This window comes from Xanthomonas sp. BRIP62409, assembly GCF_003992965.1.
Classification (GTDB): Bacteria; Pseudomonadota; Gammaproteobacteria; order Xanthomonadales; family Xanthomonadaceae; genus Xanthomonas; species Xanthomonas euroxanthea.
This window is the reverse complement of record NZ_QEZJ01000017.1, coordinates 1-13,700: the sequence shown is the minus strand read 5'-3', so window position 1 is coordinate 13,700 and position 13,700 is coordinate 1. Positions and strand designations below refer to the sequence as shown.

The window sequence follows — 13,700 nt, the reverse complement described above, 5'->3', positions numbered from 1 at the left end:
CGTATACGGGTGAATTGTTGCCCGAATGGGACGCCAGCGCCAACGTGGCTGCTAAAATCGCCGCCTTTACAGCCGAGCCCTCCCCGCCCGTGACCAGCCCAACGCCTTCCAATCCCTCGCCCATGACCTACCGTGAGGCAGGTGTCGACATCGACGCCGGCAATGCGTTGGTCGAACGCATCAAGCCGCTGGTCAAGCGCAGCTTCCGGCCGGAGGTGATGGGTGGCCTGGGCGGGTTTGGCGCCTTGTTCGACCTGTCCGGCAAGTACCGGGAGCCGGTGCTGGTGTCCGGCACCGACGGCGTCGGCACCAAGCTCAAGCTGGCCCAGCAGCTGGGCCGGCACGACACCATCGGCATCGACCTGGTCGGCATGTGCGTCAACGACGTGCTGGTGCAGGGCGCCGAACCCTTGTTCTTCCTGGATTATTTCGCCACCGGCAAGCTGGACGTGGACACCGCCGCGGCCGTGGTCGGCGGCATCGCGCGCGGCTGCGAGCTGTCCGGCTGCGCCCTGATCGGCGGCGAAACCGCCGAAATGCCCGACATGTATCCGCCGGGCGAGTACGACCTGGCCGGCTTCACCGTCGGGGCGGTGGAAAAATCGCAGCTGCTGGACGGCGCACAGGTGCGCGCCGGCGACGTGCTGATCGGCATCGCCTCGTCCGGCCCGCATTCCAATGGCTACTCGCTGATCCGCAGGATCTACGAGCGTGCCGGCGCCCCGGCCGAGCTGGTGCTGGACGACGGCGTCAAGCTGATCGACGCGCTGATGGCGCCGACCGCGCTGTACGTCAAGCCGATCCTGGCGCTGCTCAATTCGCATGGCGACAGCATCCACGCCATGGCCCACATCACCGGCGGCGGGCTGACCGAAAACATCATCCGGGTGATCCCCGACGGCCTGGGCCTGGACATCGACGCCACCGCCTGGACGCTGCCGCCGGTGTTCGCCTGGCTGCAGCGCGAAGGCGCGGTGGCCGATGCGGAAATGTGGCGCACCTTCAACTGCGGCATCGGCTTCGTGCTGGTCGCCGCACCCGAGCAGGCCGCCGCGCTGGAACAGGCACTGGAGGCACAGTCGCTGGCGCACTGGCGCATCGGCCAGGTGGTGCCGGCGCAGGGCGATGAGCGCGTGCGGATCGGTTGACCGAGGAGACCTGCATGGACGCTGCCCCACTGCCGGCACCGGCCAGCGCTGACGATCTCCAGCACATGAAACTGCTGTCGCTCTTTCACTATGTGCTGGCCGCCATCACCGCGCTGTTTTCGCTTTTCCCGTTGATCCACCTGTTCATGGGCATTGCGATCGTCACCGGGCACCTGCCCATGACACAGGCCAGCACGGATGCACCACCGATGGATCCGCGGTTGTTCGGCTGGTTCTTCGTGGTGTTCGCAGGTGTGTTCATTGTCTGCGGCCTGACGCTGGCAGCGTTCATGGCCTATGCCGGCCGCTGCATTGCCCAGCGCAGACGGCACCTGCTGTGCCTGATCGTGGCCGGCATTTCCTGCTCCTTCATGCCGTTCGGCACCGTCGTCGGCGTGTTTACGCTGGTGGTGCTGCTGCGCCCGCAGGTCAAGGCCTTGTTCGCTCCCACCGCCACTGCAGCGTGACGCGCACTGCCCCATGACATCAGTGAATCCCACCGCATGAGCCTGCGCCTGGCCGTGCTGGCCTCCGGCCGCGGCAGCAACCTGCAGGCCATCCTCGATGCCATCGCCAGCGGCCGGCTGCCGGCCGAGGTCGTGGGCGTGTTTTCCGATCGCCCACAGGCGCCGGCCCTGCACAAGGTCGATGAGGCACTGCGCTGGAGCGCCAGCCCGCGCGACTTCGCCGACCGTGCCGCCTTCGACGCCACGCTGGGCGATGCGATCGCCGCCGCGCGGCCGGACTGGGTGATCTGCGCCGGCTACATGCGCATCCTCGGTGAGCCGCTGGTGCGTCGCTTTGCCGGGCGCATGCTCAATATCCACCCCTCGCTGCTGCCCAAGTACCGCGGCCTGCACACCCACGCCCGCGCACTGGAAGCCGGCGACGCCGAACATGGCGCCAGCGTGCATCTGGTGGTGCCGGAACTGGATGCCGGCACGGTGATCGCGCAGGCGCGCGTGCCGGTACTGCCCGACGACAGCGCCGAACAGCTGGCCGCGCGCGTGCTGGCGCGCGAACACCCGCTGCTGCTGGCCACGCTGGACCTGCTTGCCAGCGGGCGCGTGGACGTACGTGGCGATGGCGTCCACATCGACGGTCAGTGCCTGTTTACGCCATTGCGACTAGAGTCCGCTGACACCGCACTCGGCTGAATGCGGATACGCCCTCCTCATCCTGTCTCGGACATCCTGGCGGCCCCGTGCCTCGCTCTCAGCGCATGAAACCCCTCCCGATCGCCACCGCGCTGTTGACCGCCGTCCTGCTTGTTCCGGCCGGTGCCGGCCGTGCGCAACAGGCCGCTGCCGTGCCTGCGCCAGCTGCCGCCGCTCCGGTCGCGGCGCCGCCGACGGCGCCTGCATCTGCAGCCGCCCTGCCTGCCAGCAGCTGGACGCCGCCGCCACTGCAGCCCTTCGTGGCCACGTACCAGGCGTTCTACCGCGGCAAGGAAGCTGGCGATGCCACCATGCAGGTCAGCAACGGCGAAGGCAGCCAGTGGCGCATCGACATGTCGGTACGCGGTCGCAAGGGCTTTGCCAGCATTCTCGGTCTGAACCTGGAACAGAGCACGGTGTTTCGCGTCGATGGCGACACCTATGTGCCATTGAGCCAGAGCACCGTGCGCAAGGCGATGTTCTTCGGCAAGAAGGTCACCGGCGTGTACAACTGGCAGACCGCCAGCGCGCAGTGGGACGGCGATCTGAAGAAGGAGCGCCAGCAGCCGATTCCGCTGCAGCGCGGCGACCAGAGCGCGCTGTCGCTGAACCTGTCGCTGATGCGCGACGCGCAACCCGGACGCAGCCTGAGCTATCGCTACGTGGATGTCGGCCGGGTGCGCAAATACGACTACAAGGTCGCCGATGCCACCGAGGTGGTGCAGGTCGGCGACCTGAGCTACGACGCGTTGCGCGTGTACCGCGTCAACAGCGGCGACAACGAAACCATCCTCTGGATCGCCAACGGGGTTCCCACGCCGGTGCGCATCCTGCAACGTGACAAAGGTGAGGATCAGGTCGATCTACGCCTGGTCGAATATCAAGGAGCCTGACCCATGCACACCGTTTCCCGCACCTGTTCGCTGATCGCCGCTGCCGCACTGGCCGTAGCCAGCCTGCCCGCGTTCGCCATGCAGCCGTTCCAGGCCGATTATTCGGCCAACTACATGGGCATGCAGGCCAACGGCACCATGACCCTGGCCGCCGCCGGCGCCAACCAGTGGCGCTACACGCTCACCATCCAGAACCAGCTGGCCAACCTGACCCAGAGCACGGTGTTCGAAGAGAGCAACGGCCAGCTGCGCCCGGTCAGCAGCAACGACACCTCGTCGATGATGGTCAAGCGCCGCAACGTCACGGCCAACTACGACTGGAAGACCAGCCAGGCCACCTGGGGTGGCGACATCAAGCCGGACCGCCGGGGCCCGGTGAAGTTGCAGCCCGGCGACATGGATGCCCTGCTGATCAACCTGGCGATCACCCGCGACCTGGCCGCTGGCAAGCCGCTGAACTACCGCATGGTCGACGAAGGCCGCATCAAGCCGATGAGCTACAAGGTGGTCGGCAAGGAAACCATCACCGTCAACGGCAAGCAGGAGCAGGCGACCAAGGTGTCGCGCGTGGACGGTGACAAGGAATTGATTGCCTGGGTAGTCAAGGACCTACCGGTGCCGGCGCGCCTGCTGCAGAAGGAAAAGGGCCAGGACGCGCTGGACCTGACCATCAAGGCGTTGCGCTGAGCGCCAGGCGCGCCTGGTAGGAGCGTGCCCGCGCGCGACGGGGCGTTATCGGTCGTGCGCCGTCGCGCGCAGGCACGCTCCTACTAGGTCGTGGGAGCTGCTCGGCAGCTGCCCTCCGACTGCAATAAAAAGCCCGGCTGCCAGCCGGGCTCTTCATTTCGATCAGGCGCGGTGCGGAATCTCCGCAGCAGGCAGAGACACGCTCACCCCTCAGGGCTTTGCCGCAGCCTTGTCGTCGCCGGTGCTGAACACCGTGCGGCAGTCCACGCGAATCTGCTGGTCATTCTTGCGCCAGTAGAACAGGTCGCAATGGCGCTTGCCTTCGACGGTCTTCTTCACCGCCACCGCATAGAACGACTGCGCGATCTCGTCGCGGCTGGCAGTACCGTCATTGTTCCAGTCCATGTCCTTGAACTCGACGCCCTGGGTGATCGCCATGCCGACCGACCAGGCGTAGGCCAGCCACGCCAGGATCAGCACGATCACGCCGAGCAGGATCTTGCGCCGGGTGGTGAACCGCCCGCGCAGGATCATGCGCTGCGCCGGATGGTCGCGCCCAGCGCCCCCAGCTTCTCCTCGATGTTTTCGTAGCCACGGTCCAGGTGGTAGATGCGGTCGATGCTGGTGTCGCCGTCGGCCACCAGGCCGGCCAGGATCAACGACGCCGAGGCGCGCAGGTCGGTCGCCATCACCGGCGCGCCGCTGAGGTGCTCGGCACCGCGCACGATCGCGGTGTGGCCTTCGACCTGGATGTCCGCGCCCAGGCGCAGCAGCTCGTTGACGTGCATGAAGCGGTTTTCGAAGATGGTTTCGTTGATCACGCCCACGCCATCGGCCACGCAGTTGAGCGCCATGAATTGCGCCTGCATGTCGGTGGGAAACGCCGGGTACGGCGCGGTGGTCAGGTTGACCGCGCGCGGGCGCTTGCCGTGCATGTCCAGCGTGATGCTGTCGGCGGTGGTGGTGATGGCCGCGCCGGCTTCGGTGAGCTTGTCCAGCACCGCGTCCAGGGTGTCCGGACGGGCACGCCGCACGGTGACGCTGCCGCCGGTCATCGCCGCGGCGACCAGGAAGGTGCCGGTCTCGATACGATCCGGCAGCACCGCATGGTGCCCGCCGCCCAGGCGCTCGACGCCCTGCACCACGATGCGCGGCGTGCCGGCGCCCTCGATCTGCGCACCGAGCGCGATCAGGCAGTCGGCCAGGTCGGTGACTTCCGGCTCCATCGCCGCGTTTTCCAGCACGGTGGTGCCGTCGGCCAGCACGGCCGCCATCAGCACGTTCTCGGTGCCGGTGACGCTGACCATGTCGAACACGTAGCGGCCACCCTTCAGGCGCCCATTGCTGGTGGCCTTGATGTAGCCGTTTTCCACGCTGATCTCCGCACCCAGCGCCTGCAGGCCCTTGATGTGCTGGTCGACCGGGCGTGAGCCGATCGCGCAGCCGCCGGGCAGCGACACTTCGGCGGTGCCGTAGCGCGCCAGCAGCGGGCCCAGCACCAGGATCGAGGCGCGCATGGTCTTGACCAGCTCATAGGGCGCGACCTGGTGGGTGACCGAGCGCGGGTCGACCAGGATCGAGCGCCCCTTGGCCAGCGTGCCTTCGTCGATGGTCACCTCGGCGCCCAGCTCGCTGAGCAGCTTCACCGTGGTGATCACGTCGTGCAGGTGCGGCACGTTGCTGATCTCCACCGGCGCATCGGCCAGCAGGGTCGCGCACAGGATCGGCAGCACCGCGTTCTTGGCGCCGGAAATATTGACTTCACCATGCAGCGCTTGGCCGCCGGTCACTACGATTTTTGCCATGGGAGCTTGGGGAATCCGAAAAGGGACGTCGGGGGAAATGTAAGGGGTCGCCAGGAGTCGGCCGGCACTTGGCAGTCGGGGCGGGGGCGCAGCCCGATCGGCCAGGATCGACTGACGCTCAGCCTTCGTCGGGGGTCAGCGTCTTGAGCTGCAGCGCGTGGATCGCTCCGCCCATCAGCTCGCCCAGGGTCGCGTAGACCATGCGATGGCGCGCCAATGGCGCCTTGCCGGCGAATGCGGGGCTGATCACGGTCGCCTCGAAGTGCACGCCGTCGTCGCCGTGCACCTCGACGCGGGCTTCGGGCAAGCCGGATTCGATGAGTTTACGGATGGTTTCGGCGTCCACAGGGCGTTTCCTCATAAAATGAGCGCACATTCTACTCTTCACCCGAGTCCCGCATGGCCGTCTCGCACCTGCCCTCCGCCACCGTCAGCGACGCCAGCCTGGTCGCCAGCGGCCAGCGCGTGCTGGAGATCGAGCGCGAGGCACTGGCCGGCGTGGGCGCGCGGATCGGCAGCGACTTCGCCGCGGCCTGCCGGCTGGTGCTGGCCTCGCGCGGGCGCGTGGTGGCCACCGGCATGGGCAAGTCCGGGCATATCGCGCGCAAGATCGCCGCCACCCTGGCCTCCACCGGCACGCCGGCGTTCTTTGTCCATCCGGGCGAGGCCGGGCACGGCGACCTGGGCATGATCACCGAGGCCGACATCGTGCTGGCGCTGTCCTATTCGGGCGAATCGGACGAGGTGCGCATGCTGTTGCCGGTGCTCAAGCGCCAGGGCAACCCGATCATTGCCATGACCGGGCGCCCGAGCTCGTCGCTGGCCCAGGCCGCCGACGTGCACCTGGATGTGAGCGTGTCCGCCGAAGCCTGCCCGCTGCATCTGGCGCCCACTTCCAGCACCACCGCCTCGCTGGCGATGGGTGACGCGCTGGCGGTGGCGCTGCTGGACGCACGCGGCTTCACCGCCGACGACTTCGCGCGCTCGCATCCGGCCGGCAGCCTGGGCCGGCGCCTGCTGCTGCACATCACCGACGTGATGCACGCCGGTGATGACCTGCCGCGCGTGCGCGAGGACGCGAGCCTGAGCGAGGCGTTGATGGAAATGAGCCGCAAGCGCCTGGGCATGACCGCGGTGGTCGATGGCCAGGACCGCCTGATCGGCCTGTTTACCGACGGCGACCTGCGCCGCGCGCTGGACAGCGACATCGACGTGCGCAGCGCCGGCATTGCGCAGGTGATGACGCGCAATCCCCGCACCATCGGCGCCGACCAGCTGGCCGCCGAAGCCGCGCGGCTGATGGAGGATTACAAGATCAACGGCTTGATCGTGGTCGATGCGCAGCAGCGCGCGGTCGGCGCATTGAACATTCACGACCTGTTGCGCGCCAAAGTGGTTTAACAGGTTCAGTTTTCTACCGTTGGAACCCCGTCCTCACCGATCCGTGCCGATGCCCTATTCCCCTTTGCAGCACCTGCCCGCCGACATCACCGACCGCGCCGCGCGTATCCGCCTGGCCTGTTTCGACGTCGACGGCACCCTGACCGATGGCCGCCTGTACTACGACCATGCCGGCAACGAGAGCAAGTCCTTCAACGTGCTCGACGGCCAGGGGCTCAAGCAGCTCGACCATGCCGGCATCCATGTCGCGCTGATCACTGCGCGCGCCAGCCTGTCGGCGGAAAAGCGCGGCCAGGATCTGGGCCTGCACGTGCAGATCGGGGTCAAGAACAAGCGCCTGGCCGTGCTGGCCTTGTGCCAGGAGCACGGCCTGTCGCTGGACCAGGTGCTGTTCATGGGCGACGACCTGCCCGACCTGCCGGCCCTGCTGGCGGTCGGCCTGCCGGTCGCACCCGCCAACGCGCACCCGTGGATCGCCGAGCGCGTGCAGTGGCATACCCGGGCACGTGGCGGCGAAGGTGCCGCGCGCGAGGTCTGCGACGTCGTGCTGGCCGCGCAAGGCCAGATCGAGGGCATCATCGAAAGGTTTTCCGCATGAGCTGGAACTGGCGCACCACCCTGGGCGTGGTGTTGTTGGCCGCTGCGGTGGTCTCCGGCTGGTCGGCCTGGCAGCAGCGCGCGCGCCCGGTTGCGGCGGCGGTGGACGATTCGCGCGCCGATTACGTGCTGCGCGATTTCGAACTGATTGCGCTGGACAAGGAAACCGGTAAGGAATCGATGACGCTGCGCGCGCCGGAGATGCATCGCAACCGCGCCGATCGCACCTCCGAGGTCACCACCCCGGTGTTCCTGTTGCCCGACAACACCAATCAACCGTGGACGCTGCGCTCCAAGACCGGCTGGATCAGCCCCAAGGGCGACGAGTTGCGCCTGCGCGGCGATGTCGAGGGCGACAGCCCCACCGGCGGCGCGACCCCGCCGACCACGTTCCGTACCCAGAGCCTGGACGTGTTCCCGCAGCAGAATCTCGCCAAGACCGCTGCCCCGGTGAGCATGAGCCGGCCGGGTATCATGCAGAGCGGGGTCGGCTTCGAGGCCGATCTCAAATCACGCCAGTACAAGCTCCTTTCCCAGGTCAAGACCCGTTATGAACCGAATGCTGCCCGCTAAGCTGGCGTTTGCCGCGCTGCTGCTGCCTGCCCTTGCGATGGCCAAGACCAGCGACCGCAATCAGCCGATGGCGATCGACTCCAATGCCAACGACTGCAACATGCTCGACGACAGCGGCAAGTGCCGCTTCAGCGGCAATGTGGTGATCACCCAGGGCACGCTGGAAATCCACGCCGACACCGCCGACATCTTCCAGAAGAATGGTCAGACCGACCGCGTCGTGCTGACCGGCAAGCAGGCCACGCTCAAGCAGCAGATGGACGACGGCGCGATGATGAACGGCCAGGCCGACAACATCGAGTACCAGGTCGCCAACGAAGTCATCGTGCTGACCGGCAACTACAAGGTCGACTCGCCCAAGGGCACCAACGCCGGCCAGCGCATGGTCTACAACACCAAGACCGGCAACATGCAGAGCGGCGGCGACGGCAGCCGTGTGCGCACCATCATCCAGCCTAAGACCGCGGCGCCGGCGACCGCAACGCCGGCCGCCAAGCCGCAGGGGAAGAAGTAATGCTGGTCGCCACCGGTCTGCGCAAGAAGTACAAGCAGCGCGAAGTGGTCAAGGAATTCGGCCTCACACTCGAGGCCGGCGAAGTGGTCGGCCTGCTCGGCCCCAACGGCGCCGGCAAGACCACCTGCTTCTACATGATCGTGGGCCTGGTCGAGGCCGATGCCGGGCGGATCGAGCTGGACGGCCGCGACCTCACCGCCGAGCCGATGTATGCCCGCGCCAAGCTTGGCGTCGGCTATCTGCCGCAGGAGCCCTCGATCTTCCGCAAGCTCACCGTGGCCGACAACATCCGCCTGGTGCTGGAACTGCGCGAAGAGCTGGATGGCGCCGGCCGCGAGAAGGAACTGGTCTCGCTGCTGGAAGAATTGCAGATCACCCACGTGGCCGACCAGCTGGGCGCCAGCCTGTCCGGCGGCGAGCGGCGGCGGTGCGAGATCGCGCGCGCGCTGGCGGCCAAGCCGCGCATGATGCTGCTCGACGAACCCTTCGCCGGCGTCGATCCGATTTCGGTCGGCGAGATCCAGCGCATCATCATCCACCTCAAGGAACGCGGCATCGGCGTGCTGATCACCGATCACAACGTGCGCGAAACCTTGGGAATCTGCGATCGCGCGTATATTCTCGCCGAGGGGGGCGTACTGGCGCAGGGGGCACCAGATGCGCTGCTAGCCAATCCCGACGTCCGTCGCGTGTATCTGGGGGAAACTTTCCGCCTTTGAGCGCGTCGCCGCGCCATCGATTTTCCCAGTCAGTGCCCGCATGAAAGCCCGGCTCCAGACATCGCTAGGACAGCAGCTGGTCATGACGCCGCAGTTGCGTCAGGCGATCAAGCTATTGCAGATGTCCACCACCGAGCTGGAACTGGAAATCGCCGAAGCGGTGGAGACCAATCCGCTGCTGGAATGGGCCGACGAAGCCGCGCATGCGGCCAACGCGCTTCCGGTGGAAGCATCGTCGGCCGCCTCCACCGACGACACCCCGCGCGAAGAACCGACGCCGGCCGAGCGCGACGACGACTGGTCGCAGGACGAGCTGCAGTGGACAGGTTCGGGCAGCGGCGGCAGCTTCGACGATGACGAGTCCGGCGATGCCGCCGAGCGCTTGGCAGAAGCCGAAACGCTGGCCGACCACCTGCTGTGGCAGCTGCACCTGTCGCCGCTGTCGCCGCGCGACCGTCAGATCGGCGCGATGCTGATCGATGCGCTGGACGAAGACGGCTACCTGCGCGAACCGCTGTCGGCCATCCTGGAAACGCTGGCGCTGGGCGCGGCAGTGGACGAGGCCGACGTGCTCACCGTGCTGCACCAGATCCAGCGCTTCGACCCGGTCGGCGTGGGTGCGCGTACCCTGGGCGAATGCCTGGCACTGCAGCTGGCCGTGCTCGACCCGGCCACCCCGGGGCGCGAGCTGGCGCTGCAGATCGTCGCCGGCCCGCTGGAGCGCCTGCCGCGCAGCGGCGTGGCCGGTCTGGCGCACGAACTCAAGCGCTCCACCGCCGATGTCGACCAGGCGGTCCAGCTGGTGCGCTCGCTGGACCCGCGCCCGGGCAAGCAGATCGGCGACCTGTCGCAGGACACCTATGTGGTGCCGGACTGCGTGATCTGGCGCCAGCGTGGCGTGTGGCGGGCCTCGCTGGCCGGTCGCGCCCAGCCCAAGGTCACCATCCACCGCGGCTACGAGAACCTGATCCGCAGCTGCGGCGAATCCGACGCCGGCTATCTGCGCGGCCAGCTGCAGGAGGCGCGCTGGCTGCTCAAGAGCCTGGAAGCGCGCGGCGAGACCCTGCTGCGGGTGGTGCGCTGCCTGCTGCAGCACCAGGCCGGGTTCCTGGAATTCGGCGCGCAGGCCTTGCGCCCATTGACCCTGCGCGAGATCGCCGGCGAGCTCGGCCTGCACGAATCCACCATTTCCCGCGCGATCGCCCGCAAGTACGTGCGCACCCCGCGCGGGACCATCGCGCTGCGCTCGTTCTTCGCCTCCGGCATCGACACCGACAGCGGCGGCGAGGCCTCCAGCACCGCGATCCAGGCCATGATCCGGCGCCTGATCGAGGCGGAAAACCCACGCAAGCCGCTGTCGGACGCCAAGTTGGCCGACCTGCTGAAAACCTCCGGCGTACCAGTGGCGCGGCGCACCGTTGCGAAGTATCGTGAGGCCATGAACATTTCCGCCTCCCACGAACGCGTCCGTATCGCCTGACGTTGCACCCACCGCAACGCCGGCCTGCGCCGGGTTCGTCGGATCACCGGAACGGTTCATTGGCCCACCCGACCAATGGAGGTATCCGATGCGTATCGAGACGTATGGCCACCAGCTTGAAGTGACCCCCGCGCTGCGGGAGTACGTGGCAAGCAAGCTGCAGCGACTGCAGCGCCATTTCGACCAGCACTGTGAAGTCCGGACCCAGCTGGCCGTTCGCAAGCCAGACCATCACGTGGTCGCCACCGTCAACCTTCCCGGTCGTACCCTGCACGCAGATGCCAGCGGCTCCACCATGTACGCGGCCATCGACCTGCTGGTCGACAAGCTCGACCGCCTGGTGCTCAAGCACAAGGAAAAGAAATGTAACCACCATGCCCGCGAGGTGCGCGACAATCCCGCATGACGCTTCCCGCTTGATGCCCTCATGCCTTTAACCGATCTGATGGCGGCCGTGCGCACCGTGGTGTCGCCGGCCGCCGATCGCGACACCGTCCTGCATACCGCCGCCGACCTGCTGTCCTGCCGTCAGGCCGGCGCCGACGAGCTCTACGCCAACCTGTGCGAGCGCGAGGCCCTGGGCAGCACTGCCATCGGCCACGGCATCGCCATCCCGCATGGGCGCTGCCCCAATCTCACCGAGCCACGGGGCGCACTGCTGCGGCTGGATACGCCGGTGGCCTTTGGTAGCGATGAGCCGGTGGACCTGATCTTCGCGATGGCGGTGCCTGCGCACTACACCCACCAGCACCTGATGCTGCTGTCGGAGCTGGCCGAACGGTTTTCCGATGCGGAGTTTCGTCAGCAGTTGCGTGCCGCCCCCAACGCCGACGCCTTGATGGCGCTGCTCACCGACGCACCGCCACCACAGGCCAGCGCCGCATGAATACCAGCATCACCGCACGCGAACTGTTCGACCAGCAACGCGACAAGCTGGCGCTGCGCTGGGTGGCGGGCCAGAAAGGCGAGCACCGCGAGATCGAGGCCGGCAGCAACAACGCACGCCGCCCGTCACTGGCCGGCTATCTCAATGTGATCTATCCCAACAAGGTGCAGATCCTGGGCACCGAAGAGCTGGCCTGGCTGGACTCGCTGGATGCGCGGCAACGCTGGGAAACCATCGAGAAAATCATCCAGGTGCAGCCGCTGGCGCTGGCGATCAGCAAGAACCAGTCCTGCCCGGAAGACCTGCGCGCGGCCGCCGACGAATCCAACACGCCGCTGTGGATCTCGCCCAAGCGCGGCCACGAGTTGCTCAATCACCTCTCCTACCACCTGGCGCGCACGCTGGCGCCGCGGGTCACGCTGCATGGCGTGTTCATGGAGATCTATTCGATCGGCGTGCTGATCACCGGCGAGGCGGGCTCGGGCAAGAGCGAGCTGGCGCTGGAACTGCTCAGCCGCGGTCACCGGCTGGTGGCCGACGACGCGCCCGAGTTCACCCAGATCGCCCCCGACGTGCTCGACGGCACCTGCCCGGAACTGCTGCAGGACCTGCTGGAAGTGCGCGGCCTGGGCGTATTGAACGTGCGCGACATGTTCGGCGACACCGCGGTGAAGAAGAACAAGTACCTGCGCCTGATCGTGCACCTGACCCGCCCGATGACCGAGCCCACCCCGTCCGGCTACGAACGCCTGACCGGCGATTCCGGCAGCCGGCACGTGCTGGATCTGGACGTGCCGCTGATCACCCTGCCGGTGATGCCCGGGCGCAATCTGGCGGTGCTGACCGAAGCGGCCACGCGCCTGCATATCCTGCGCACCAAGGGCATCGACCCGGCGGCGATGTTCATCGCCCGCCACAGCAACCTGCTGGAGCGACGCACGCCATGAGTACCGCGCCCTCCACGTTGATGATCGTGAGCGGGCTGTCCGGCTCGGGCAAATCGGTCGCGTTGAAGACCTTCGAGGATCTGGACTACTACTGTTCGGACAACCTGCCGGTGGAGCTGCTGCCGGATTTCGTGCGCAGCCGCCTGCGCGGCAATCCGCTCGGCGACCAGCGCCTGGCGGTGGGCATCGATGTACGCAGCCGCAGCGACCTGACCCAGCTGGCGCAATGGCGCCAGGCCGCGCAGGAATACGGCATCGAGGCGCGGCTGCTGTTTTTCGAGGCCGGCGACGAGGCGCTGATCAAGCGCTACGCCGATACCCGCCGCCGCCACCCGCTGAGCCATCTCGGCCTGGCCTTGCCGGAAGCGATCACCCGCGAGCGGCAGTTGACCGAACCGCTGCGCACGCAGGCCGATGCCATCATCGACACCAGCGCGCTCAACGTGCACCAGCTGCGTCGCCGCGTGGTCACCGAGTTCGCGCTCGGCAGCAGCGACCGGCTGTCGCTGCTGTTCGAATCGTTCGCCTACAAACGCGGCGTGCCGGCCGAGGCCGACTTCGTGTTCGATGCGCGCGTCCTGCCCAATCCGCATTGGGACCCGGAACTGCGCCCGCTGACCGGCCGCGATGCCGGCGTACGCGAGTATCTGGACAAGGAACCGGACGTGGTGCGCTACAGCGCTCAGATCGTGGACCTGCTCGACACCTGGCTGCCACGGCTGCGCAACGACACCCGCAGCTACGTGACCATCGCCTTCGGCTGCACCGGCGGCAAGCACCGCTCGGTGTATCTGGCCGAACGCATGGCGCGGCATGCGCGCGAGCAGGGCTGGCCGGAGGTGGCGACGTTTCATCGTGAGCAGGATTGAAGGGTCGGGATTGGGGATTGGGGA

At 67.4% G+C, this 13,700-nt stretch carries 18 protein-coding genes; 15 read left to right on the top strand and 3 right to left on the bottom strand.

Going from position 1 to position 13,700, the window contains the following annotated elements; translation table 11 throughout:
* The first annotated feature begins 14 nt into the window (after window positions 1–14).
* The 5 genes from purM (at window position 15) to EO170_RS06290 (ending at window position 3,885) form a co-directional block, all read left to right on the top strand.
* On the top strand, window positions 15–1,148 hold the full coding sequence (purM, locus tag EO170_RS06310) for a phosphoribosylformylglycinamidine cyclo-ligase (RefSeq protein ID WP_206513985.1): 1,134 nt from the start codon (window positions 15–17) through the stop codon (window positions 1,146–1,148).
* A gap of 14 nt (window positions 1,149–1,162) precedes the next feature.
* Window positions 1,163–1,615: a hypothetical protein gene (locus EO170_RS06305; RefSeq protein ID WP_126943405.1), complete on the top strand. Its 453-nt coding sequence runs from the start codon at window positions 1,163–1,165 to the stop codon at window positions 1,613–1,615.
* A 36-nt stretch (window positions 1,616–1,651) separates the two neighbouring features.
* Entirely contained in the window at window positions 1,652–2,305 is a 654-nt protein-coding gene (purN, locus tag EO170_RS06300) for a phosphoribosylglycinamide formyltransferase (RefSeq protein ID WP_126943402.1), read from the top strand.
* Window positions 2,306–2,370: 65 nt separating this feature from the next.
* Complete coding sequence (locus EO170_RS06295; protein WP_104648155.1) at window positions 2,371–3,198, top strand: DUF3108 domain-containing protein; 828 nt, start codon at window positions 2,371–2,373, stop codon at window positions 3,196–3,198.
* A 3-nt stretch (window positions 3,199–3,201) separates the two neighbouring features.
* Window positions 3,202–3,885: a DUF3108 domain-containing protein gene (locus EO170_RS06290; protein ID WP_115677656.1), complete on the top strand. Its 684-nt coding sequence runs from the start codon at window positions 3,202–3,204 to the stop codon at window positions 3,883–3,885.
* A 210-nt stretch (window positions 3,886–4,095) separates the two neighbouring features.
* Here EO170_RS06290 and EO170_RS06285 read toward each other — a convergent pair whose 3' ends face one another.
* The 3 genes from EO170_RS06285 to EO170_RS06275 form a co-directional block, all read right to left on the bottom strand.
* Window positions 4,096–4,419, bottom strand: a complete 324-nt coding sequence (locus EO170_RS06285; protein WP_104583055.1) for a hypothetical protein — start codon at window positions 4,417–4,419, stop codon at window positions 4,096–4,098.
* The gene (murA, locus tag EO170_RS06280; protein ID WP_126943399.1) at window positions 4,416–5,690 is read right to left on the bottom strand and encodes a UDP-N-acetylglucosamine 1-carboxyvinyltransferase; all 1,275 of its coding nucleotides are present in this window, start codon (window positions 5,688–5,690) and stop codon (window positions 4,416–4,418) included. Before murA ends, EO170_RS06285 begins: the two co-directional genes overlap by 4 nt.
* Window positions 5,691–5,808: 118 nt before the next feature.
* Window positions 5,809–6,036 (bottom strand): BolA family protein, encoded by a 228-nt coding sequence (locus EO170_RS06275; protein WP_104543115.1) that lies wholly within the window; start codon window positions 6,034–6,036, stop codon window positions 5,809–5,811.
* A 53-nt stretch (window positions 6,037–6,089) separates the two neighbouring features.
* Here EO170_RS06275 and EO170_RS06270 point away from each other — a divergent pair, with 53 nt between their 5' ends.
* The 10 genes from EO170_RS06270 (at window position 6,090) to rapZ (ending at window position 13,676) form a co-directional block, all read left to right on the top strand.
* Complete coding sequence (locus tag EO170_RS06270; RefSeq protein WP_104648157.1) at window positions 6,090–7,091, top strand: KpsF/GutQ family sugar-phosphate isomerase; 1,002 nt, start codon at window positions 6,090–6,092, stop codon at window positions 7,089–7,091.
* 49 nt (window positions 7,092–7,140) lie between these two features.
* Window positions 7,141–7,689 carry an HAD hydrolase family protein gene (locus tag EO170_RS06265; RefSeq protein ID WP_104583052.1) on the top strand — a complete coding sequence of 183 codons (549 nt, stop codon included), beginning with the start codon at window positions 7,141–7,143 and terminating at the stop codon, window positions 7,687–7,689.
* Window positions 7,686–8,261 carry an LPS export ABC transporter periplasmic protein LptC gene (lptC, locus tag EO170_RS06260; RefSeq protein WP_104583051.1) on the top strand — a complete coding sequence of 192 codons (576 nt, stop codon included), beginning with the start codon at window positions 7,686–7,688 and terminating at the stop codon, window positions 8,259–8,261. Before EO170_RS06265 ends, lptC begins: the two co-directional genes overlap by 4 nt.
* Window positions 8,239–8,775, top strand: coding sequence for a lipopolysaccharide transport periplasmic protein LptA (gene lptA, locus EO170_RS06255; protein ID WP_126943396.1), 537 nt, complete (start codon window positions 8,239–8,241; stop codon window positions 8,773–8,775). The genes lptC and lptA overlap by 23 nt, the downstream gene beginning before the upstream one ends.
* Complete coding sequence (gene lptB / locus EO170_RS06250) at window positions 8,775–9,494, top strand: LPS export ABC transporter ATP-binding protein (RefSeq protein ID WP_016904606.1); 720 nt, start codon at window positions 8,775–8,777, stop codon at window positions 9,492–9,494. Before lptA ends, lptB begins: the two co-directional genes overlap by 1 nt.
* Before the next feature lie 40 nt (window positions 9,495–9,534).
* Window positions 9,535–10,974 (top strand): RNA polymerase factor sigma-54, encoded by a 1,440-nt coding sequence (locus tag EO170_RS06245; protein ID WP_126943393.1) that lies wholly within the window; start codon window positions 9,535–9,537, stop codon window positions 10,972–10,974.
* A gap of 88 nt (window positions 10,975–11,062) precedes the next feature.
* The gene (gene raiA, locus EO170_RS06240) at window positions 11,063–11,380 is read left to right on the top strand and encodes a ribosome-associated translation inhibitor RaiA (RefSeq protein ID WP_005913379.1); all 318 of its coding nucleotides are present in this window, start codon (window positions 11,063–11,065) and stop codon (window positions 11,378–11,380) included.
* A 21-nt stretch (window positions 11,381–11,401) separates the two neighbouring features.
* Window positions 11,402–11,860 carry a PTS sugar transporter subunit IIA gene (locus tag EO170_RS06235; RefSeq protein ID WP_104648158.1) on the top strand — a complete coding sequence of 153 codons (459 nt, stop codon included), beginning with the start codon at window positions 11,402–11,404 and terminating at the stop codon, window positions 11,858–11,860.
* Window positions 11,857–12,807 (top strand): HPr(Ser) kinase/phosphatase, encoded by a 951-nt coding sequence (gene hprK / locus EO170_RS06230; RefSeq protein ID WP_016904610.1) that lies wholly within the window; start codon window positions 11,857–11,859, stop codon window positions 12,805–12,807. Before EO170_RS06235 ends, hprK begins: the two co-directional genes overlap by 4 nt.
* Window positions 12,804–13,676: an RNase adapter RapZ gene (gene rapZ, locus EO170_RS06225; RefSeq protein ID WP_024938736.1), complete on the top strand. Its 873-nt coding sequence runs from the start codon at window positions 12,804–12,806 to the stop codon at window positions 13,674–13,676. Before hprK ends, rapZ begins: the two co-directional genes overlap by 4 nt.
* The last annotated feature ends 24 nt before the right edge of the window (window positions 13,677–13,700 follow it).